This window comes from Rhizobium sp. MHM7A, assembly GCF_005862215.1.
GTDB lineage: Bacteria > Pseudomonadota > Alphaproteobacteria > Rhizobiales > Rhizobiaceae > Rhizobium > Rhizobium bangladeshense.
Map to the genome: position 1 here is coordinate 414415 of NZ_VCHT01000001.1, position 19526 is coordinate 433940.

The window sequence follows — 19526 nt, forward strand, 5'->3', positions numbered from 1 at the left end:
TCAGAGTGGCGATTTTTTGAGCAGTGGGGTTCCTCAAAATGGATGTCGTCACCGATGGAAGGTGTTGTCATGGGCGAAGTGTCCCCTGAATTTACTGAAATCAATCGTAGCCGCGCGAAGGCGGTCAAAGATCGTTTGGAGCGCATGGGTCTAACAGTGACCCTCGGACAAGCCTACGAGATCGTTGCTGTCGCGCATGGTCACAGGAACTGGCCGGTGATGAAGTCGGCGGCACCGGCAATTATGCCGAAAGTTCGTAAGGGTGGAAACGCAGATCACTTATGCGTCTGCCTGGATGAGATGCCGCCAAGTCAGTTTGTCGTCATGGGTTCTGGAAAGAGCCTGGATGTCCTGTCGCTGTCACTGCTTAGGCGCGCGCAGTTTAGGCATTCGCTGGATTGATCATGAATTCATGAGCAGTTCGTTCAGTGGCGAGCAGGAATTCGTGTTCAAAAGCGTTGCTTGTTTTGAAGCGTAAGGTCGACGGCAAGTAGCAGTGAACCATGCTGCGGCTTGTCGGTCGCCGCTTCCTTTCGCTTGACGGACTTCAATAGTTAGGTTCAGTTCCCTAGATTGTTCTCGGGAAGGCTTTAGCCGTCCAGTGAAGCTGTTTGGGGAGAGCACGCAGTGCGGTTGAACTTCTGGGAAAATAACGGTTTTCAGCGCGTCTATATCAACGATCTGTCCAAGGATGGGAAAATCTGGCTGCAGTCAAAGCGGGGACAGACCAATGTCTTCTTCGAGCAAGGCGTCAACGGCTTCACTCCGCAGGAGGTTCTCGACTTGGTTGCGGATCATCTGAGCTGCGACGCGAGAGTGTTCGCGGAGGTGGTGGCGGCCGTACAAGCAGCGCCGATTGCCCGTCGAGGTGCGCAACCGGGTTCGAGGGCGTCTGCTCGCAGAGGTATTCCTGACCAGCCTGTTCCGAGGAATGGCGGCTGGACCGCAAAGCACACTGAAATCCTCGATCCGAACATCATGTCCTATCCTCTGGAGCAGATGGTCACGGTATACGTCGATGACCGCGAGCCTGCTGAAATGGTCGATATGTTGAGGCAAGTGAAGAACCTCGATGTTCAAGTGGCCTCCTTGGAAACCGGTGACTACCTGGTTCATGAGAAGCTGATCATTGAGCGAAAAACCGCAGCCGATCTTGTAGCCTCGGTAATTGAGGATAAGAAGCGCATTTTTAGCCAAATAGATCGGATGGCTGGGTCTGGAATGCGTTCCGTCTTATTGGTCGAAGGGGACATGTATGAGCAGACCAATATGCAGTTACCTGCTTTGAACGGCCTCCTTTCATATCTTTCAGTCGAACTTGGCGTCTCGATTATCCCGACCCTGTCGAAAACCCAGAGCGTTTACCTAATGGTCACAATGATCAAGCACGCGGTTCAGGGGCTCGGCTACGACCTGGGCCTGCGGGGATCGGGGCCGAAAGAACCTGCGCCTGCCGCCGCCTTTGTGCTCGAAGGCATACCAGGTGTATCGGCGACAACGGCTCTGGCGCTTCATCGTCACTTCGGATCGATCCAGGCGGTTTGCCAGGCGTCCGTCGCTGAACTCTTGAAAGTCCCTGGTATCGGCAAAGTGCGAGCGGAGATTATTTTCAAGACACTCCGGGTCGGCCCACCAGCCGAGTGAGCCATTCGCCCTTGCATCGTTTGGTGCTATCGTCGGAGAGAACGATGTAAGGGCCAGATATGACAAACGACCTGATTGGCGACCACCACTTCAACCATGAGCGGCTCCGGCCGAAGAACCCCGATGACCCTCAGGCGAAGCTTGAAGAAGTCGGTGCGGCTTTCCTCGAATGGGCTGAAGGCAAAAAGACTGATTGGCGGGAGCAACTCGATGAGGCGCTAGGCCTCGTCAATGAGCATGGTCGCGGCGTCTACGGCGAGATGATCTCGGAAAGCTACGCCGACTTTAACACCGCTTTCTCGTGCCGAGTGATGCCGGTGTATAATAAAGAATACATCGACTTCTGGCCGACGACGGACAAGTGGCTTTACGACAACGTCTACAAGAAGGGTGCGGAGATGGAGATGCTCGCTCTGTTTCAACATCGAGGCCCGGAAAAGGTTCTTGAGGTCCTGCGTAATCTGACACCTGTCGCGTCGCCAAAACTCTAGAACCGTGTTGATAGTCCTGCTCGCTTCACCTAACTATAAGCAGGAATCGTTTTGAGTGGCGTCAGCAGGTTATTATGGCAAAAGAAGCGGGTGCGGCATCTGATCTCTCAAAGCATGCCGTTAGGTTTACCTGCCTGGGTCTTTCGAGTGACTGGCGCACCAATCGGTGGCGCATTTCGTTGGAGTGTGGGCATTCGGTAGAGCCGATGACAACGATGTTCGCGACGCAGTTTGTGACGTGTCACCGCTGTTCCAGGGAATTTCTTCTCAACTACAATGAGCAGAGCAGCGTCGAAGTCTTGGCATGAGCACCACTGCTAACACCCGGGTGTTAGCAGAAGCCACCTTCGATCCAGTTTTCAGCAACTGGACGAAGCCTCGGTTCGCGGCTGATCCGCATGACCTCGATCCCGGTCTGTCCGTTTAGCCCAGGATGTTCAGCCTTCATGAAGCGGTAGACCTCCCAGGCCTTCTTATCGAAGAGGGCAATGATCTCTGCTATTTCGTCAAACGGCTGGCCATCATATCGAAACTGCCATTCCGGGAAGAACAGCTGTCCGTCATGTGAAAGACCGAGAACAAACCCGGCCTTGTGTGCAGCCAGGAGGTTGTCCAGCGGGCAATCCATCATCATAGCCGCTGCTTTTTCGCCCAGCATTTCGTCAGAGTTCACGATGGCCTGTGCCGCGATGCGGCCTCGGGCACGAGCGGCTTCCAGAGCGTTTTCAAGTCGGTTGGGTCTATCAGATGACATGTGGTTTTCCTTTTCAGGTGAGTCTACGTCCGGGCTTTCGACCCGGTCAATGCGAGTTTGTGGCAAGCCAAAGCCAAAGCCATTCTTGCTACACAGGCATGTTGCTCCGGAGTTTGTAATGACCGCAAATTATCAAGCGTTTGAGCGAGAAGTTCAGCAAGTCCACGAGATGAAGTCGGGCCTGATTTCGATCATGTTCTCGCAAGCAGGCGGCACGGTCACGCTTGAATCGATCTGGTCCGAACAGGAACGCGGACAGGGCCATGCCAGCAAGGCAATGCGAGCGGTGTTGGAGATAGCGGACAAGTACGACATCGATATCTATGGCCAGCCGCATGCCCTGCTCTACGACACGGAAATGCAGGAAGATTCCGGGATGTTTTCTGCCGAACAGATCGATCTCTGGGACCGGCTGAATGAGAACTCTCTGAGCAACGCGGAGTTGCTCAACTGGTACGTCAGGCTCGGCTTTGAACTGACCGGAGCTACTCTCACTGATGATCCGGAGATTGTACGTCGGGCAAATGCACCGCAACCAAAACCCGGCATGTAGCGAATGGCGACGGGGTTCACCCGCCGCCACTGGCCCGGTTCTCCTATATACGGGGAGCGGGCGTCGCCTCTTCCGTAGCGTAAGGACCTTCGAGCACCGGCACCGGCCGGAGATTTTCCTCGGTGGCCAGGTCGGCGAAGGTCAAGGGCGTGTCGTGCTCGATATCCACTCTATGGAACTCGAAGAAGCCCTTCTTCCCGCCATTGCCTCTCAGCCATTGGCAATCACTGTCGCTGCTGTCGCCATCGAGCTTGATCGCTGCCAGAGCGGCTTCCTGAATTGCTCCGGCCAAAGTGGCTGATGAACCGGAGAAATGGCCGCCGACGCTGAAATGGAATGAATAACCGAAGATTGGCTCGCCCGGCTCACGGTACTTGCGGTTTTCTCTCGGTGTCGCGACGACCGTCAGGGCACATTTCTTGTGCCAGGCGACGTAGCAATCGCCGTCCTCGTGCGCGCCATATCCTTTCTTGATATGGCCCTTGAACCACTTGATCTTGTCGAAGTCGCGGTGGATATCTTCAGCAAAATGGTGTGCTCGTGATACCTCGCGTTGATACTTGAAGGGGTCGAGCGGCTGCTCACTGAGGGCAAGCGTCGCTTTGGTGTGTTCGCTCAGCTGATCGGGGATGATTGGCATGTCCTGGCTCCTCTTAGTCTTACATACTCATCGCATGCTTCGGAAAGGCCTTGGCAGCCAGTTCCTCGTAGCGGTCGGCCGCCACCTTGGGCAGGTCTTTCAAGAAGGCTGATGCGTCCTTGGCTGTTTCAGCTCCGAAAGTTTCGCTGCCCAACCGGCCGCTGGCCTCGATGATATCAGATACGACCTCGGCGTCTGACTTCCCGGTCCGTTCGAAAGCGATCTTGCCAGCGATAATCGAAGCAAGCTTGTCGGCAACGGCATCCCGGTCAACAGAGCCAAGTGCTGCGCGATAGAGTCCCGACTGAAGTTCGTATCCCGGATCAAGTTCGGTGGTCACGCCAATGGTGCGCACAAGAGAAGTCTTCTCATATGCGCCTGTAAGCCTGTGTTCGGCCACCTCACAATGGCGGCCTGTCTGCTCAATGGCAAAGCGGAGGCGTTGCTGAAATGTGCCGCACAGTTCTGCCGTGGCTAACTCCGGGAACTCGTTGATACGTCCCAAGCTCGCAAATTCACTCTCGGAGGTGAAAGCGAGCGCGATCCTTCTCAAGGCGGTATCGTAGCTGTCTGCAAGTTCGGCAGGGTGACCGTCCTTGATGACTTGGTAAATCGTCGTGCCGATTTTTGCGAACGTCTTTCCCGTCATAGTCTGCTCCTGAAGGCGTGATGAATTGTCCCTAGGCTTGTTGCTAGAAACAACGGCACCACAGGTCAGTTTGCCGTCTCGGTCAGACTTTTTTGTCCAGTCTTCAGTTCTACACCCAGAAGAGCAGCGATCTCGATCACGGCTGAGAATTCGAGGTTCTGAACTTCGAATATCGTCAGAGGCTTGCGCTGTTTCAATCCGGTGTCGATTTCAGCCATGGTTGTGCTGAGGATTCGTCGCGCCTGGTTGAGCAGGCTCCCGCTCTTCAGCTCAGCCAGGATTTCCTGGTTCGACATGATTTCTGTGCTTGGCATCTGTGGGCCTCGAATTACTGAAGCCCACATTGTTCGGTGGACTGGCGACGAATTCAAGGCCCGGAGCCATTACCGGCCCATAACCGGTGCAGGCGTCTCTTCCGCATCGAATGAGAAGCTCGGCGACGAGATCGGCTGCAACTTGAGCTTCATGTAGCCGGTTTCTTCGCTCGGGACGTAATGGCCGATTGAGACCTCGTCAAGGAAAAGACCCCTGGCAATCTCGGCTTGGTAGTTCTTGTCGTAATGAGCCTTGAAATCCTCGTATCGTTCGGCTGGAGCGCTTGGCAGTCTTTCATGGGTCCATGCCTTTAGCATTTCCTTGTTGGCGTGAAGCGAGGTGGCCTGGTCACTGTGGCTGCCGATGTGGATCAGGGTGTCGGTCTTGCCCAAGGCTTGTCCGTTGATCATCCATGACAGGTTGCTCGCGCTTGTTGCATGAAGTATCGATTTTGGTGAAATGACACCCCAGGTCGTTGAAGCATAAGGGATGGCGAAGTGATGGTCTTTGCGCATCCGTTCACCCTTCCCCTCGAAGGCGATGCACCGCTCGTGCAGCTTTATCGAGCCCTCTTTGATCTCAAGCTTGCCAAGTGAATAACGCTCGAAAAGGGCCTGGATGAAGACTTTGAGGTCGTCGTTAGAAAAAGGGGTCATGGGTAGCCTCGACATCATGTGATGGCCAATTAATCAGCGTTTTGCCGCAATCCACAAATGGATTATCAGACCGGCGGATCACTGGGAATAGATGTTTCTGATCGCCGATTACATTGGCTGCAAGCTGGATTTCCTTCCGTGCATTGTGTGGATCGATGGCGATTTCGTCTGACTGAAGGCTTCCCGCCGAAAACTGGTGCCGCACCGCCGGAAACGTTTCTCATAAGGAATTTTGTTGCACTTCCTTCCGGGTTCCACCGCAATGCCCTATGTAGGTATCGAAGAAGATCAGGTTGAATGAATGGCAAAAGTTTTAGTTGTTGGCGGCTACGGTCTCATCGGGCTCGCTATAGTGAAGAAATTGCTAGATGCAGGTCACAGCGTTCGAGGAATCGGCCGTGACGCCTCGCAAGCTGAAGTTCAGGAGCCGGGTGCGCGGTGGGACAGTGTTGACATCTCAAGGCTTCATACGGCCGAACAGTGGGTTCCTTATTCAGACAGTGCGGATGTGATTATCAACGCCTCCGGTGCCTTGCAGTCCGGACAGAAAGACGACCTTAAAGCTTTGCAGTGCCGGTCGATCACTGCATTGATCGACTCCTGTCGAAAAGGCGCGAACAGCCCAAAGTATATCCAGATTTCGGCTCCAGGTGCCGATTGGGATGCAAAGTTCGAGTTTCTGCGGACAAAGGGCGAAGCTGACGACTATTTGCGTCAAAGTGGTCTCGACTGGTGTATTCTCAAGCCCGGCCTCGTGATTGCTCCGGCAGCCTATGGCGGCACGGCCCTACTTCGCATGCTTGCTTCGTTCCCATTCGTAACGCCTCTCGTTTACCCGGATAGCCCGGTTGGAACAATCAGCATCGACGATGTTGTGGATGTCGTCATGGCTGCCATCGACGGTCGAGTGCCGCCTGGGACGGAAATGGACATTGTCGAAGAGCACGCTCGACCGCTTAGTGAAGTCGTGGGGCTGTTCCGCTCATGGATGGGCTTAAGTCGCCCTGCCCTGACATTGCGGCTTCCAAGTTGGATTGCCCGTGTCGTTGGCTTCGGCGCTGACATTCTCGGAGAACTTGGCTGGCGGTCGCCGCTGCGCTCGACCTCGATGAAGGTCATGTCCGAAGGGGTCATAGCCGATCCGACTGTCTACAAGCAGGTGATGCAGAAATCCTGCAAGTCGCTGCCCGAGACACTGAGGGGGATGCCGTCTACCGTTCAGGAGCGATGGTTCGCCCGGATGTTCCTTTTGTTCCCGGCCATGATCGCCACCTTATCCTTGTTCTGGATCGCGTCCGGCGTGATCGGGTTTCTGAAGGTGTCGGCCGCCGCAACCCATCTGACTGACGCCGGTATCGGCCAATCTCTTGCCATGGCGGTTGTCGCAGCGGGTGCATTCGTCGATATCGTTCTCGGAGCAGCGGTTGTCTATCGACCGTATGTGAGACCGGCATTGCTAGGAATGGTGGCGGTGACCGCATCCTATCTCGTCGCTGGCTCGCTGTTGTCCCCTTCTCTTTGGCTTGATCCGCTCGGGCCGTTCGTGAAGACACTGCCTGCTTCCGTCATGGCGTTTGTGGCCAGTGCGTTCGTGAGGTCGCGCTGATGGAATTCGATTTTGTCTTCTTCGTCCGGTGGCTTCATATCATCGGGGCCTGTGTCCTGCTCGGTACCGGCGCAGGCATCGCCTTCTTCATGGTCATGGCGCAGCGAGCGGGAAATGCCCTGGTCATTGCGCACACCGCGTCGATTGTCGTCCTGGCTGACCTTCTGTTCACGGCAGCTGCCGTTGTGGTTCAGCCCATCACCGGAACCCTCCTCGCGCACGAAATCGGCTGGAATCTGTGGGAAGGCTGGGTTCTGTGGTCCCTCGTCCTCTACGTGTTCACCGGGGCATTCTGGCTTCCTGTTGTCTGGATACAGGTGCAGCTGAAGAAACTTGCCTGGGAGGCTGCAACTCGGAATGAGCCGTTGCCTGCGCGATATCATCGGCTCTATCGGATTTGGTTTGCTTGCGGCTTCCCGGCCTTCCTGGCGGTGTTGGCAATTATCTGGCTGATGATTTCGAAACCGAGCTTTTGATGTCGGCTTCGGCTTGTCGAAAGCGACCTGAGAAATCTATTCTTCTGAAGTCAGACAAGGGAAAGCGTCTATGAACCTGGGCGATGCAAGCAATTTCGAGATTTTCTCGGCGACGATTGACGAGGAATATTCGGCAGCAGAGATCGAGCGAGCCGCAGGTGTGCTCGGGATAGATGAGAGCGCTGTCCTTGGAGTGAAAGCGCAGCGCGAGCTTGCCGACTGGCTTGAGGAAAACCGCGACGAGATACTCGCCACCAGGAGGATGACGCCGTGAGACCGAGAATCGACCGCAAAACGACGCCTGAATATTTCATGATCGACTATCCGCGTGACACGCGGATCACGCATTATCCCTCAGGCGACACATGTTTCCGGCATCAGTGGATGCGCACCGGTGAAGGCCAGGTCAAGTGGGAAGACCAGATGACCGCGTTCCTTGCGAAATATCCGCATGTCAACGTCATGGTGAACGGTGCTTACGAGATCATCGACGACGCGAACGATTTCCCGCATCGTGGCGGCATGTACAAGGTTGGCGACACCGTCATGGTTTGGCACCGAGAGCATGACTACTGTGCAGACCGCATTGTTGGCGAACTGCCCTATACGGGCACGCCTGATCATTCAAACCATCCGGCCGTGCTCTTCGAGTTGGAGAGCGGCAACCGTTTGTATTGGGGCGGGCAGGACGATGCGTGGCATGTCTGGGACGTCAACCATAGCGGTACGATCTTCAATGCGCGTGTTCGCCGCCCTCTGGAAGGTGAGCCCACCCCTACCCTCGAAGAGAAAATGGCCGAACGCGCCGCTTTTCGCTTGTGATGTCAACGTGCATCCGCGATCCATGTGGTCGCGTATGTTCGTTAAAGCCAAACGAAATGGGCGTTAGAGTGTCAGCGAAATGGCCGGTAGAGAGCCGACGCTAGTAGTCACCGGGGGCGTTGTCGTTGTCGTGCAGGCCTGATCTATGCGGCTTCGCCGGAACAAAGAGGGGCAAACCCGCCGTGATGTTGTCGGAAAACTGACCCAGGTCGACGACGCAGGTGTCGAGATCGATTGCACACGTCTCTGTCAGTTCGACCGCGTTCAGTCGAACTTCCTCATCATGCGCGTTGATCATCTGGACAGTCTCACCTGATCGTGCTGGCACACGAACCCGAGACACGTTCCAGATATTATCCGTAGTCATATTCTCCATCCTTCAGAATGGCCTGTCTGGCTATCGGGACGGAAGCTCGATAGCCGACGGAGTGGTATTGGAAACCACATAGAAGGCGAGTGGGTCGAATACAAGCAAACCCCTCTCACTTGGTTACGAAGATTTTAACGAAAAACTTGCTTTAATCGCCAAATTGCTCGCCTGAATTATATGGCGGGGCCGGTCCACTCCAGTCCCCCCAAAAGCGTTCTACATGCCAAGCCGAGCCGCTGTCACTTCCAGGCCTGTCTCATGATCGAAGATCGGAAAATCATCGAGTTCAAGTGCAGAGCCGTTGTCAAAACGCGCCAGCGTGCCACCCTGCTCTGCGCAGTACCGGAGGACCGCGATCAGTTCGTTCGAGAAGCCAGCCGCCTTCATTGCCCTGATCTTTTCCTCTTTTTCTTCCGGCGTCCCAGTTGCCAGGACTTCGGTCACCACCATGGTTCCGGTTCGGTATGGGTAAACCGTCACGCCGTCCGGGATGAAGGATGTTTCATGGATGCGCTGGAACAAGTGAACGTCGCTCAACGTGAGGTGCATTGGCGTTACGTCCAGGATAGCGGTCATACCTTGTTTCATGATGAAAACCCATTTTTGATCGTGTTCGGGACCAGAATAGCCGTGCGGCAAGTAAGCGACCATAGACAGATGCTCGTCCTGTGGCTGATTTAAACTCTGGTCCCGACCAGTTTAAAATCTCGTCTCAGTCGAGCGGTTGCTCATCTGAAAACACACGCGTGATTGCAATGATTTCCTCGCGATTGCCAGGGACGATCCGCCGCCTGTCCGGTGACGAATGGTAGACGACAACGGGCTCATCCTTGTCCATTTTGACGACAATCGCATCGAGGCCGGACCGGACGATGCGATATCCGTTTCGTTCTACGCAGTTCCGCTGATTGAGGTTGTCCAGGCGACCTTCCGGCGTGCAGGAAATAGGGAACTGAAGTTTGTCTACCTGTGCTGTCAGGGTGGCTACTGATTGCCGGTACTCCGAAGTCCGCTTGCTGAGATAGGTCCATCCCATCATTATCCCGGCTCCGACGACCGTTGCTGCGACCAAAGCGATCAGATTGTCGTGTCCCATGATGATCACCGTTCTACAAATGCGGACTGGATCATGCGCAAATCCCTCAAAGAAGCGGGAACCTGCGTCGAATACGGGTTGAGGGAGGTGGTCCACACTGGATGGGGGACTGAATTCGCGTCCATTCGGAAGAAGGCTATGGAGGTGCCGGTGTTGAGGTAGCGGAAGCCTTCCTTTTCAATGCAATTCGGCTCCGCCCGGGCGGTGATGAAGCCATAGTTGTCGCAGGTGTGCGTGAGCTTCAGTCCTTTCGTGGCCTCGGCTACTTCGTGGAATATCCTGTACCGGCCTTGGTCGCCTGTTTCGCCGAAGGCTATGAATGCAACGGCCAGGAGGAAGGTAGTCAAGATAATGATCATGGGTGGCTCGGAGTAGGTCATGAGCGTTTTCCTTCAGTCTATGGTGTGATTTTAAATGCTGAAAATCAGTGCGTAGCCTGAAGGGCCGTTTGAATGGTGGCGAAAACGCCTGCATCTTTTGCCAAGATCGCGGTGCCAGTCTGGCTCATGATAGCCAGGGCGATGATCAAGGCTGAGACCTCGAATGTCTTTCGCCGACCGGCCGCGACCGCCCGGGTGGACACGAAGCTTGTGGCGTAGACGCCGATAATACTCAGTCCGATGGCGAGGGTTACCGCTCCATGCATTGATCCGACCGAATAGGCGGAGTTGGGACTTAGCAACCCGAAAGCTCCGACAAGGGCGGCTATAACCCCGGCCATAGCCGATAAGGCGAAACCGGCTGTTCGACCGTCCGATTTCTCCGAGGACCGGTCGGCCCAGGACGTCAGGGCGAAAAGTGTGAAGGCAAGGAATGCTGCCATGGCATATGCCATCGGGATTACCGACGCTGAAACACCGGTCAGGAGGAGTGTTGCCACGACCATGGGCAGCGCAGTCTTTCCGTCCGGCTTGGTGTGGCCGAGCACGCGCCGGGTTGCCGTGAATGCCTGAAGAACGGTGGTCACCGGGTTTGCAAGCCGTGCACTCAATTTTGTGAGCAGTTTCACATGCCCAGGGGCCTTGATCAGGTCCCGCTTTGCGATCTCTGCTTCGACATAGGCGGAAAGACCCTTTTCGTGCCAGTTCTGCTCCCGATACTTTCTTCTTAGACGGTCGACGTTCGAACCGCCCTCTTCCCCGAGGGCGGCCTTGGCGGCTTCGTCGACGCTATTGTATTTGCGCGTAATGATGCCATCCGCCATGACCTGCAGGTAGGCGCTGTCGTCGTAACCCTTTAGTGTGTCACCAGTGTTCATTTTCGTCGGCTCCGCTGGATTGGAAATCTGCTTCCAGCTCATCGATCTCTCAGCGTAAGAACAAGGATTTCCTTTATCTCCAATTTGGACAACAAGAATTTGCATAGGTCGGTCAACAAACTTTCATTTCGTGTTGGCCGCCGAATTTCTGGACGCCGTGAGCGATTTGAGTGAATTCATTGTCGTAGGCTTGCCGTTGCACTTCCTTGGAACGAACAAATCGTGTCATAGGTGCCATATGGATATCGTCGAACTCATCAAAACGGCCAAGATCGGCAGGGAACGCAAAGATGCGCAGATCGACAGCTGTGCTGCTTTCGCGGCGGCGCTTTACGACGTGCTTGCCGAAAACGGCTTTGCCCCCTCTATGGTGACAGCTTGCTATCGTGGCGCGACCGTCGACAGCACCTGGTATCATCAGGTCGTTCAAGTGGACGGCAAGATGTTCGACTCCCTTGGAGAGTTCAGCACGCAGATCATGCGGGACCGATTGAAAGTACGGCCGTCATCGGCTTACGAGTTAGAATACAAGCCTGATCGCCGTGAAGGCTGCTATGACGAAGACGATTACCAGGGTGTTTACGATTTTCTTGCGAAGGAATTCAGGAAGACCGCAAAGAAACTGAAGGCTCTCGAAGAAGATGTTCCGGCATTCGGTATGCGGTGATCGGCTCACGACTCTGAAACGGATTGTCATTTGCCGACGCGTTTGCCAGGATCGGGCAACACCACGAAGGAATTTCAGATGAGCACTCTTAACGTCGAAGCTTTCCAGGCGGATGTCGCCTCCCGTGCAGCCGAGCTGATCGCTGTGACGAAAGCAGGTCGCAAGGACCGCGCTTGCCGCGATGCTCGCCTGTTTGTCATGAGCGAGTTGAAATATGTCAGCGATGTTCTTGCCATGGAGGCCTTGAGAACGGCCGATGTCTCGATGGTCGATCTCGGCCGTATCCTTCCGGAAGCTTACGACGCAAAAATCGGCAGTGCCGATCACGGGCAGACGCTCGCGGAGGCTTCCAAAAGCGCTTTCCTAATCGCTCTTAGCAATCGAGGTCTGGAAGCTGCCAAGTCCGTCATGCGGGAGCACACGGCCGACGTTACTTTGACTGATATCGTCAACGTCCTGCAAAAGGGCTTCAGTCGAGTGGCAAAACGCCGTGATGCTGGCGATGTTTACGGTCGCATTAGTTTATATGCGGAGATGTTCATCGAAAAACCGAACCTTGAAAACTTCAGGAGCCTCATCGCTGAGGCTTCGTATCTCGATGCATCCCTGGAGCAGGAGCATTCAGTTCAATACGAGAAAAATCCGCATCGAAAGTCCACTTTCCAGGAAATCTCACGAGCCGTGTTCGAAATGCATTCCATCGGAAGCGAGATAGCACGCGATCCGGCGCGCTTTGCCTCGATGGTTGAAGTGTTCAAAGCGGACATCGAAGATGATAAAGTCGACGTATATGTCAATGATGGCGTCAACCGTCTGAAATGACCGAGTGTTGTGGGAACGTAACTTGGGCGGAAATGGCGAAAGACTGTTGACACTACGCCAGAACAAAAGGAACCTTTAAGCTCATTCCCGAGAACTTCGGAGATATCCGTGTTGTCCAGTTTATCCCACATACGCTCCATTTCCGACCACTTCATGGTCACAGCCCATATTGCTTATGCAATTCTGTCTCTCTTTGCTGTGGGCCTCGCTAGCTTTCACCTTTGGTCGCTTGGCGCACCGGTTGCGCAGGTTCTTGTCGCAGCCATTGTGTTTTCACTTTGCTACGCTGCAGCTTGGTTCGGGGTTCTCATGCAGCGCAACTACGTCTCATCTCTGCTGGTCTGCCTGGTCCCTGTCTACGGCATGTTGCTTGTCGCCTAGATGCCGTAACTAAGGTTGGATTCGATGGTAAAATCCCTCACGATAGAAGTTCCCCCGCAGGTAAGGGAGGAGGACGTTCAAAAAATGGTCGCCGCCCTCTCGGCATTTAGGGGGGATCAATGGTGGTTTCACGAGGAAAATGTTGTTGGCGGCGGGCGTTGCCTTGCACCGTTAGTGCTTCAGAACATGATGTTGCAGTTCCAGTACGGCACGCTGGAGCCCTCGATGCATAAGTTCAAGAACCTTCTTGAGACAGCGATCTTCTATGAGGCAAAGGCGCGGGAACTGCAGGGTACGCTGGATGCCCTGATCCCGTCGGGGCAGACTGCCGGAGAGTAGTGGTGCCTAAAGAGTGTCGGAGCCGACATACGAAGAGACCCCGTCGGGGTTGGGGCGACATTCCTCGCCCCACCAGTCGTCAGGATTAGAGTTTCATGCCCACCGTCGGTTGATCGTCAAGGCCGTGATCGTAGGTGTCCAAGACGTGTTGCGCCATGGCTCGATGCTTGCCGTCCTTGTCGACGAAATTCTGGTAGCCCTTATGCTCCGGGTCGTCGCTGATCAGGCGCAATGAGTTGTGAGTGATGGCGTCGATGAAGTTTGGCTTTTCCGGCGCGGCATCGCGCGGTTTGCCAAGATTGTAACTGCCGAACTTTTGGAACCCATCTTCGAACGTGACGACCCAGTCCACATCGTTGTAATGGCCTGGAAGGTTAGTAGCCAGCCACTTGGCAAGCACTTGGTCGGCTTCCTCATAGGAGTGAACGATTTCCTTTGTGCCAGCGATCACCCCATTCGCCAAACCCTGTCCGACGTCATTGGCACCACTCGAATGGATGAGGGTGATTTGCTTTACCTTGATTTTCTCTGCTGACATCGATGGCTCCTTTAATTGCTGTCTGACTTCATCGTCAGAGCGTGCAAAGCACAAGGTTTGTGCGCAAGCGCAACCTCGTTTTCCTTTTATCTAGCTTGCCTGTTTTTGCAAGGCGACCGTATCATGAATGCACTACCAAGGAGTTTCCATGAACCATATCGAACAAATGTGCCGCGAGCACTTTAATGAGCCCGTTCTCCTTGGCTTCGACCTCGGCCGGTTGATCGGCTTTGCAGAGGACGACCACGATTATTATCTGATTATCCGTTACCCGCAGTATCCGAATGGTCGGATTTCCTATCACACTGCTGTTGGCGGCTACATCTTCCTGCGCCAGCTGAAATTCCAGAACTGCGTCGTGTCGACCACTGGTGAAGTTTGGAGTGATTACACCCGGATGGACAGCTTCCTCGCCCTCAACGGGGCCCCAAAGGAGGAAGAGTTCATCGTCAAGAAGCTGGAACCGGCACCTTATTACGGTCGGAAAAAGAAGGAAGCGTAAACATGGAATTGCTGCATAAGCATTTGGAGCAGGCGATTGGTGCCGCTGGCCTGTCAGCGGCGGAGTTGGCAATGAACCTTGATAGGCTTCGTACGCTGGTGCAGCGGGTGCTGCTGGCTGATCCGCATGAGAATGAGCCCGAGCTTGAGGCGATATTGAAGGCCGAAGTCGAACGGCTGGGATCGATGCTCAAGCCGATCTTCCGGCCGGAAGCCGGTGATCCCCTGCCCTTTGCCAGCTCTTTTACCGGTGTTCGGATTGGCTATTGGGCGGATGCTCGCGGTTTCGTCGTATCCGCACTGGACTGGGTCGGACGACCGATCCTCCGGACATATGCTCGCGATGCGCTGATGAACCCGCTTGGAGGTCGAGAACCGTGGCAGTTTGTCGAGCCGGAGCCGAAACAGACGCCTCTCGGCCCTGCTGAAGTCAAGGAACACGCGATTGCCACAGCCAAGGCGCTAGTTGCGCTTTGGGACCAACCGGTAAAAGAGCCGTATTTTGTCGAGCGCGCCGATCTGGAGGCAAAGCTGACCGCGCTTCTACAGGATCGGGAGGCACTTCCTCACGTGGTTCATTTCGACCGTGAACAGCTCGACGTGATCGCTTATGGCTCGTTACCTGACGGCTCTCCTTCGGAGGCCTTTGGATATACGCCAACCTACGAAATGGACGATGACGAGAAGTCGGAAGAGATGGTTATCTTCTCCAATGGCCTATACTGGTGGTTTCAGAAGACTGAATCGGAGCGCGGTCGGATCGAACTGACCTGCGCCTACGAAAGTCTTGAAGACATGCCCGGCACCCTGCGCCCGTTAGTGGAAAATGCTGGTTTGCGGATGTGAGCTTGCGGGTTGCAGACCTGCGCATCATCGTGAGGCAACAGCCTCTATGAAAGGAAACGACAATGAAGCCTGGAATCCAAACCTTCCTCGACGTGAGTACCGCACATCTCACTCCCTCCGACGTCCAAATCCTGCAGGATCACAAGGACATGCAGGATGAAGGAATTGCCTCTCTGGTCGGGACGTCAGTCATTCACTATCACTCCGGCCATATCGTTTCCACGATGTCTCTGGTTGGTGACAATCCTGCTGAAATCGTCGAGGACAAGATCGCGGCGATGAAGGCCGACGGCTTCTCGGATGAATTCATTGCCTTGGCACAGTATGGCGCGGCCGAAGGGGGCCTGCTCCTTCGCTTCGACAATGATGCGCCGGTTCTAGACGCGTTTCCGACCTTCGAGCCCGGAAACGGTCTCTCGATGTGACGCCAAGGCCCTGGATCGATCCGGGGCCTTTTGATTTTGGGCCGACGGTCGCTTGTGTCAGGACTTAAGATGTGAATTTCTCTTCCAAAGTCTGCACGAGGTCCGTCAAATTGCCTTTGTAGAGCCCAGCCGAGTTAATGCTGTTGGTCTCCAGGAGCTTGAGCCCCTCGTCGGTCCTGCAGATGTCCATGACGTAGGCAGGCGCATAGCCCGGGTTCTTTGCGATCAAGCTGTCGGCAAGGGGAATGACGTCGTCGTCGATGGCGTAGGTCCAGCGAACCGCGTCACCTTGCTTGTAGCGCGAGTACGTCGCCACCTTGTCGTCAACGATCCAAAGCCGCCATTCCGCCACGATATCGACAGGGCTGCTTACCATCAATTCGGTGGTCGGGTTGAGGCTCTCCGCAAAGAATTCCTCTTTTGTGAGGATTGATGTCACTGCGACAGTTGCTTCAATCTGTTCCTTCGTCAGGACTTGTCCCGCAAGGGCCTTCGTGTCGTCAAAAGCGCGCACGAAAAACAGGTCGCGCGGATCGTCGGCAAGTCTGGAAACGATCTCAGCGGCCGTAGCGAATATCGTTGTCTTGAGCGGGTTCAACAGGAAATCCTGCCATGCGACTTCCTGAATATGCGGACGCAATTCAATAATGCCTGGGTACAGCCCATGCTTCCTGGCAAAGTTCCGCGTGGAATGCAGGCCGAAGATGATCGTGTTTGCAGGATTGTCGATCTGAGGAACGGGATCAATGTCACCGATGAAAGGAGCCATCCGCTCGAAGGAATGCTGCAAGCCGAGCGCTTCCAAGACCGCGCCGAGTCTCTCCGAATCTGTATGCCCCCGTTGCAAAATCCACTGCACGACCATCTACTCCTTTGGGTTTTGCTCTCAAAATGGAATTAGCCGCGAAAAGGCTTGCAGGTCAATTAAATTGTTGACGAACGAACTCCTTGAGTCGAAAACAATGAATGGAAAATTCTATACCGATGAGATTGAGATGCTGAATTATGACCGGGCTGCGGACAACTTCCCCTCCGCACAGGATTTTGTCACGTTCAATCGTGTTGTGAACATCATGGACCTGGGTACGGCCGCAGACGATTGTGCATCAGCATTTCAATCTGTTTTCGGCTCGGACACTGCAGCTGCAACAGCGGCGTGGGATTTCAAAGATAGCGTGAAGTTTCAGATCGTCCTCAATGAGGCAGGCCTGATAACTGAAGCGGATGTCGCTTGGCGATCCTCTCAGGACTGGGACACGATCCACGTCTATTTCCTCACCCAGGCCGAGGACGCGTTTTTCAAGCTTCTCTCGGCCAGCAAGGCAAAAACAAGCCCAGAGCTATCAGAGGCAATCGACGCCTTCAGAAAGAAGATTGAGGCTGGCAGGCGACTGGAGATTGCTCTGGTGTAAAGCCGTCGGAATGACTTCCTTCGCTCGCCTGTAGGAAGTGACCGAACTTCAGGAAGGAACCGACATTGTCGGCTGCTGTCTTGCTGATCAGAAGTGTCGCGTGTGATGCCGGGATCGCGATATGGTGGTTGAAGCACGCGCCTTTCGTTGAAGTCAGGGGGATCAATCCATCCGATGCGCCGCGCGGCAGGAACTGCGTGCCGGGTATTACGCCTGCAATCATCCCTATCTCGATCCCCTCGATGCGGATATCGTGCCTGCGGCGTTCTTCTGGGAGGAGATCGCTCCAAATGGGACCGTAGATGAAGCGAGCCAAACACGATTTGACGAGAACGCCTGCAACGCGGGTCCCAAGGAATGGTGAACCAAGCATCACCACCTTGCTAATGGCCGTCGAGCCGAGCCTTTTCGCCAGTTGATGGCCGACGAGACCGCCCAGCGAATGCGCCACGACATCAAACCTGCCATTGAAGCGCTCGGGCAAGATGGTCTGGATTTCATCAGTCATTTGAGCCAAGGACTGCCCGTGGGACCTGTAACTCAGGACTTCGACATCAAAGCCCAGACGGCCAAGGCGTGTCGCAAGGACGTACATTGACCAAGCGCCGGACCCCAGCCCGTGGAGGAGGATCAGCGGAGCGCGTGTTTCAGGTGACGAGCTTTGATGCATGACTGAAGACCCAGGAGCCGATTGTTCAAGCTTCCTACGCACACCCGCCTACGTCCAACGCCGATTGCTGACATACATGTGATAGCGGACTCTCATGTGGTTGAACGTTTGAAGTTCTTGGACTTGCCCCAACGTTATGCCATCGTTGATAACCCCAGACCGGCCGGAGATGTCATGCCAGCTTCAGACCTCACCCACTCTCACTTCGATGCAGAAATGCGTTACATCGTCGACGGAGCACATGCCCGCGTGTATGAACATGTGAACTCGGTTCGGCGCATGGACTTTTGCAAGGAGGTGGGTCGGGCGGTACGCGGCGTCCTAATGGAGCGTCTCGGAGACGCGGCCAAGGCTTACACCGTTGAGGAATTTGAGGAAGCTGCAGTCGATGCCATTAGCGGCATGTCAGACGAGACCAAGGCGGCTGGTTCCCACGCAATCGCTTTCGCAGCGGCCGAGGCTTGTGTCGTCTATTCCGAAGCGCTGCAGCGGGGAATCCGTTCACCCTATCGCCGCGTGAAACGTTCACTTGACTGGGACTATGATCCTTTTTCCCAGCCAGGTGGCTTCTGCAACCCGTTGAAGCTGAAATATGCCGATGAGGACTAATCGGCAAAGAACTTGACGACGCCAATCACCAATCCAAGGACCACGGCGATCCAGAAGGCGATGATGGCAAAGCTGACGATTGTCGCCCAGAACACAAAGATCGCGACTGCCAAGGCAATGAGCATCGCCGCCCCTACAAGCCGGAAGCCAATATCGGCGTTTCGCGCAATCTGACTTTGATGGCGTCTACGCCTGCCTCCGAGAAGAAGTTCGAGGCATTCGACAAAAAACTCGATAACAGCGCTCATGGACGACTTTTCCTTTCAATGATGGAAAATCGTTTCCGCAATCCCGGCTCGTGTCAATGTTTAGTACAATAGCCATCTTACAAGCGTGTAGATTTCCTCCAGTGTTTCCACATCGATTTCCTTGCCCGGGTGCGAAAATGCGTCAGCCGGTTCACAGCTACAAGCGATAAGCTTGATCCGTTATCCGGCAGGTGAGGCCAGGAGACGGCCGTAACCGTCGGCGTTCTCATCGTTGAGCCAATTCTGGCTGTCTGTGACAATGTTCGGGATCGCGTTTTCCGGAATATGAAATAGCTTCTGCGGGTACATTTCCATCAGGACGCCGTCGAATTCCCAGAGTTCATACGACACGGCTGATCCGTTTGCATCGGCGCTCAATCCAAACTTGGATGGAGGCACTTGCAAGCCTTCAAAAGCGACCATTTCCGAGGGTTTCCAGCCTGCGACGAGGCGTCGACCGACCATCCAATCGGTGTTCTCGCCGCTTTTAAATCCGGCACCTAGCCATGCCTGAAGCTTTCCCAGCACCTGGGAGGCCTCTGTTCCATCGTAACGCTCAAATGCGCTCTGGCCCATCGGTGTAATCTGACCGAGCAAATCGGCCAAATGAGCGATTTGAAGGAAAACGCTGCCCGGCTGAAATTGAAACCTGGACCATTGCGGCGTCAGTCGAGAGACGCCAGCCACAAGGTTTTCGTTAATAGCGAAGTAGATTTTCTGGCCAACGAAAAACATGTG

The 19526-nt window shown here is 54.8% G+C and carries 31 protein-coding genes; 16 read left to right on the forward strand and 15 right to left on the reverse strand.

Annotated features, from left to right (window positions below; translation table 11 throughout):
• Positions 1-54: 54 nt before the first annotated feature.
• The 3 genes from FFR93_RS02455 to FFR93_RS02465 all read left to right on the forward strand — a co-directional run bounded on the left by FFR93_RS02455 (position 55) and on the right by FFR93_RS02465 (position 2135).
• Positions 55-402, forward strand: coding sequence for a hypothetical protein (locus FFR93_RS02455; RefSeq protein WP_138391777.1), 348 nt, complete (start codon positions 55-57; stop codon positions 400-402).
• Positions 403-627: 225 nt separating this feature from the next.
• A complete protein-coding gene (locus FFR93_RS02460) occupies positions 628-1644 on the forward strand; it encodes an ERCC4 domain-containing protein (RefSeq protein ID WP_138391778.1) in 1017 nt (338 codons plus the stop codon).
• Positions 1645-1703: 59 nt separating this feature from the next.
• Positions 1704-2135, forward strand: a complete 432-nt coding sequence (locus FFR93_RS02465) for a hypothetical protein (RefSeq protein WP_138391779.1) — start codon at positions 1704-1706, stop codon at positions 2133-2135.
• A gap of 331 nt (positions 2136-2466) precedes the next feature.
• On the opposite strand, the gene FFR93_RS02475 is transcribed toward FFR93_RS02465, so the two are convergent.
• The gene (locus FFR93_RS02475; protein ID WP_138391781.1) at positions 2467-2955 is read right to left on the reverse strand and encodes a hypothetical protein; all 489 of its coding nucleotides are present in this window, start codon (positions 2953-2955) and stop codon (positions 2467-2469) included.
• Between the two features lie 52 nt (positions 2956-3007).
• Here FFR93_RS02475 and FFR93_RS02480 point away from each other — a divergent pair, with 52 nt between their 5' ends.
• The gene (locus FFR93_RS02480; RefSeq protein ID WP_138391782.1) at positions 3008-3442 is read left to right on the forward strand and encodes a hypothetical protein; all 435 of its coding nucleotides are present in this window, start codon (positions 3008-3010) and stop codon (positions 3440-3442) included.
• 43 nt (positions 3443-3485) lie between these two features.
• On the opposite strand, the gene FFR93_RS02485 is transcribed toward FFR93_RS02480, so the two are convergent.
• The 4 genes from FFR93_RS02485 to FFR93_RS02500 all read right to left on the reverse strand — a co-directional run bounded on the left by FFR93_RS02485 (position 3486) and on the right by FFR93_RS02500 (position 5702).
• On the reverse strand, positions 3486-4082 hold the full coding sequence (locus FFR93_RS02485; RefSeq protein WP_138391783.1) for a hypothetical protein: 597 nt from the start codon (positions 4080-4082) through the stop codon (positions 3486-3488).
• 19 nt (positions 4083-4101) lie between these two features.
• Complete coding sequence (locus tag FFR93_RS02490; RefSeq protein WP_138391784.1) at positions 4102-4731, reverse strand: hypothetical protein; 630 nt, start codon at positions 4729-4731, stop codon at positions 4102-4104.
• A 65-nt stretch (positions 4732-4796) separates the two neighbouring features.
• Positions 4797-5045, reverse strand: a complete 249-nt coding sequence (locus tag FFR93_RS02495; protein ID WP_138391785.1) for a hypothetical protein — start codon at positions 5043-5045, stop codon at positions 4797-4799.
• A 69-nt stretch (positions 5046-5114) separates the two neighbouring features.
• The gene (locus tag FFR93_RS02500; protein WP_138391786.1) at positions 5115-5702 is read right to left on the reverse strand and encodes a hypothetical protein; all 588 of its coding nucleotides are present in this window, start codon (positions 5700-5702) and stop codon (positions 5115-5117) included.
• A 301-nt stretch (positions 5703-6003) separates the two neighbouring features.
• Here FFR93_RS02500 and FFR93_RS02505 point away from each other — a divergent pair, with 301 nt between their 5' ends.
• The 4 genes from FFR93_RS02505 (at position 6004) to FFR93_RS02520 (ending at position 8606) form a co-directional block, all read left to right on the forward strand.
• Positions 6004-7308, forward strand: a complete 1305-nt coding sequence (locus FFR93_RS02505; RefSeq protein WP_138391787.1) for an SDR family oxidoreductase — start codon at positions 6004-6006, stop codon at positions 7306-7308.
• Complete coding sequence (locus FFR93_RS02510) at positions 7308-7784, forward strand: DUF2269 domain-containing protein (RefSeq protein WP_138391788.1); 477 nt, start codon at positions 7308-7310, stop codon at positions 7782-7784. The genes FFR93_RS02505 and FFR93_RS02510 overlap by 1 nt, the downstream gene beginning before the upstream one ends.
• Before the next feature lie 70 nt (positions 7785-7854).
• On the forward strand, positions 7855-8058 hold the full coding sequence (locus tag FFR93_RS02515) for a hypothetical protein (RefSeq protein ID WP_138391789.1): 204 nt from the start codon (positions 7855-7857) through the stop codon (positions 8056-8058).
• On the forward strand, positions 8055-8606 hold the full coding sequence (locus FFR93_RS02520) for a hypothetical protein (protein WP_138391790.1): 552 nt from the start codon (positions 8055-8057) through the stop codon (positions 8604-8606). The genes FFR93_RS02515 and FFR93_RS02520 overlap by 4 nt, the downstream gene beginning before the upstream one ends.
• A gap of 100 nt (positions 8607-8706) precedes the next feature.
• Here the strand turns inward: FFR93_RS02520 and FFR93_RS02525 are convergent, their stop codons facing one another.
• The 5 genes from FFR93_RS02525 to FFR93_RS02545 form a co-directional block, all read right to left on the reverse strand.
• The gene (locus FFR93_RS02525; protein WP_138391791.1) at positions 8707-8973 is read right to left on the reverse strand and encodes a hypothetical protein; all 267 of its coding nucleotides are present in this window, start codon (positions 8971-8973) and stop codon (positions 8707-8709) included.
• A gap of 219 nt (positions 8974-9192) precedes the next feature.
• The gene (locus FFR93_RS02530; protein WP_138391792.1) at positions 9193-9627 is read right to left on the reverse strand and encodes a hypothetical protein; all 435 of its coding nucleotides are present in this window, start codon (positions 9625-9627) and stop codon (positions 9193-9195) included.
• Between the two features lie 61 nt (positions 9628-9688).
• On the reverse strand, positions 9689-10072 hold the full coding sequence (locus FFR93_RS02535) for a hypothetical protein (protein WP_138391793.1): 384 nt from the start codon (positions 10070-10072) through the stop codon (positions 9689-9691).
• 5 nt (positions 10073-10077) lie between these two features.
• Positions 10078-10452, reverse strand: a complete 375-nt coding sequence (locus FFR93_RS02540; protein WP_138391794.1) for a hypothetical protein — start codon at positions 10450-10452, stop codon at positions 10078-10080.
• Between the two features lie 44 nt (positions 10453-10496).
• Positions 10497-11372 (reverse strand): hypothetical protein, encoded by an 876-nt coding sequence (locus FFR93_RS02545; RefSeq protein ID WP_138391795.1) that lies wholly within the window; start codon positions 11370-11372, stop codon positions 10497-10499.
• Between the two features lie 88 nt (positions 11373-11460).
• Between FFR93_RS02545 and FFR93_RS02550 the strand changes: the two genes are divergently transcribed.
• From FFR93_RS02550 to FFR93_RS02560, 3 genes are all read left to right on the forward strand, one after another.
• Positions 11461-11997: a hypothetical protein gene (locus FFR93_RS02550; protein WP_138391796.1), complete on the forward strand. Its 537-nt coding sequence runs from the start codon at positions 11461-11463 to the stop codon at positions 11995-11997.
• Between the two features lie 198 nt (positions 11998-12195).
• The gene (locus FFR93_RS02555; protein WP_138391797.1) at positions 12196-12819 is read left to right on the forward strand and encodes a hypothetical protein; all 624 of its coding nucleotides are present in this window, start codon (positions 12196-12198) and stop codon (positions 12817-12819) included.
• Between the two features lie 405 nt (positions 12820-13224).
• Positions 13225-13539, forward strand: a complete 315-nt coding sequence (locus FFR93_RS02560) for a hypothetical protein (RefSeq protein WP_138391798.1) — start codon at positions 13225-13227, stop codon at positions 13537-13539.
• Positions 13540-13624: 85 nt separating this feature from the next.
• Here the strand turns inward: FFR93_RS02560 and FFR93_RS02565 are convergent, their stop codons facing one another.
• Positions 13625-14077, reverse strand: a complete 453-nt coding sequence (locus tag FFR93_RS02565; protein WP_138391799.1) for a hypothetical protein — start codon at positions 14075-14077, stop codon at positions 13625-13627.
• 148 nt (positions 14078-14225) lie between these two features.
• Here FFR93_RS02565 and FFR93_RS02570 point away from each other — a divergent pair, with 148 nt between their 5' ends.
• From FFR93_RS02570 to FFR93_RS02580, 3 genes are all read left to right on the forward strand, one after another.
• Positions 14226-14579, forward strand: a complete 354-nt coding sequence (locus FFR93_RS02570; protein ID WP_138391800.1) for a hypothetical protein — start codon at positions 14226-14228, stop codon at positions 14577-14579.
• A gap of 2 nt (positions 14580-14581) precedes the next feature.
• Positions 14582-15424, forward strand: a complete 843-nt coding sequence (locus FFR93_RS02575) for a hypothetical protein (RefSeq protein WP_138391801.1) — start codon at positions 14582-14584, stop codon at positions 15422-15424.
• Between the two features lie 62 nt (positions 15425-15486).
• Positions 15487-15849 (forward strand): hypothetical protein, encoded by a 363-nt coding sequence (locus FFR93_RS02580; RefSeq protein ID WP_138391802.1) that lies wholly within the window; start codon positions 15487-15489, stop codon positions 15847-15849.
• Positions 15850-15913: 64 nt separating this feature from the next.
• Here FFR93_RS02580 and FFR93_RS02585 read toward each other — a convergent pair whose 3' ends face one another.
• A complete protein-coding gene (locus FFR93_RS02585; RefSeq protein WP_171049034.1) occupies positions 15914-16708 on the reverse strand; it encodes an ATP-grasp domain-containing protein in 795 nt (264 codons plus the stop codon).
• A gap of 136 nt (positions 16709-16844) precedes the next feature.
• Here FFR93_RS02585 and FFR93_RS02590 point away from each other — a divergent pair, with 136 nt between their 5' ends.
• Positions 16845-17261: a hypothetical protein gene (locus tag FFR93_RS02590; RefSeq protein WP_171049035.1), complete on the forward strand. Its 417-nt coding sequence runs from the start codon at positions 16845-16847 to the stop codon at positions 17259-17261.
• On the opposite strand, the gene FFR93_RS02595 is transcribed toward FFR93_RS02590, so the two are convergent.
• Positions 17212-17931 (reverse strand): alpha/beta fold hydrolase, encoded by a 720-nt coding sequence (locus tag FFR93_RS02595; RefSeq protein WP_138391805.1) that lies wholly within the window; start codon positions 17929-17931, stop codon positions 17212-17214. The two genes, FFR93_RS02590 and FFR93_RS02595, sit on opposite strands and share 50 nt — an antisense overlap.
• A 174-nt stretch (positions 17932-18105) precedes the next feature.
• On the opposite strand from FFR93_RS02595, the gene FFR93_RS02600 reads away from it, so the two are divergent.
• Entirely contained in the window at positions 18106-18540 is a 435-nt protein-coding gene (locus FFR93_RS02600) for a hypothetical protein (RefSeq protein ID WP_138391806.1), read from the forward strand.
• On the opposite strand, the gene FFR93_RS02605 is transcribed toward FFR93_RS02600, so the two are convergent.
• Together FFR93_RS02605 and FFR93_RS02610 are read right to left on the reverse strand one after the other, a co-directional pair.
• Positions 18537-18788, reverse strand: coding sequence for a hypothetical protein (locus FFR93_RS02605; RefSeq protein ID WP_138391807.1), 252 nt, complete (start codon positions 18786-18788; stop codon positions 18537-18539). The genes FFR93_RS02600 and FFR93_RS02605 overlap by 4 nt on opposite strands.
• A 180-nt stretch (positions 18789-18968) precedes the next feature.
• The gene (locus FFR93_RS02610) at positions 18969-19523 is read right to left on the reverse strand and encodes a hypothetical protein (RefSeq protein ID WP_138391808.1); all 555 of its coding nucleotides are present in this window, start codon (positions 19521-19523) and stop codon (positions 18969-18971) included.
• Between the last annotated feature and the right edge of the window lie 3 nt (positions 19524-19526).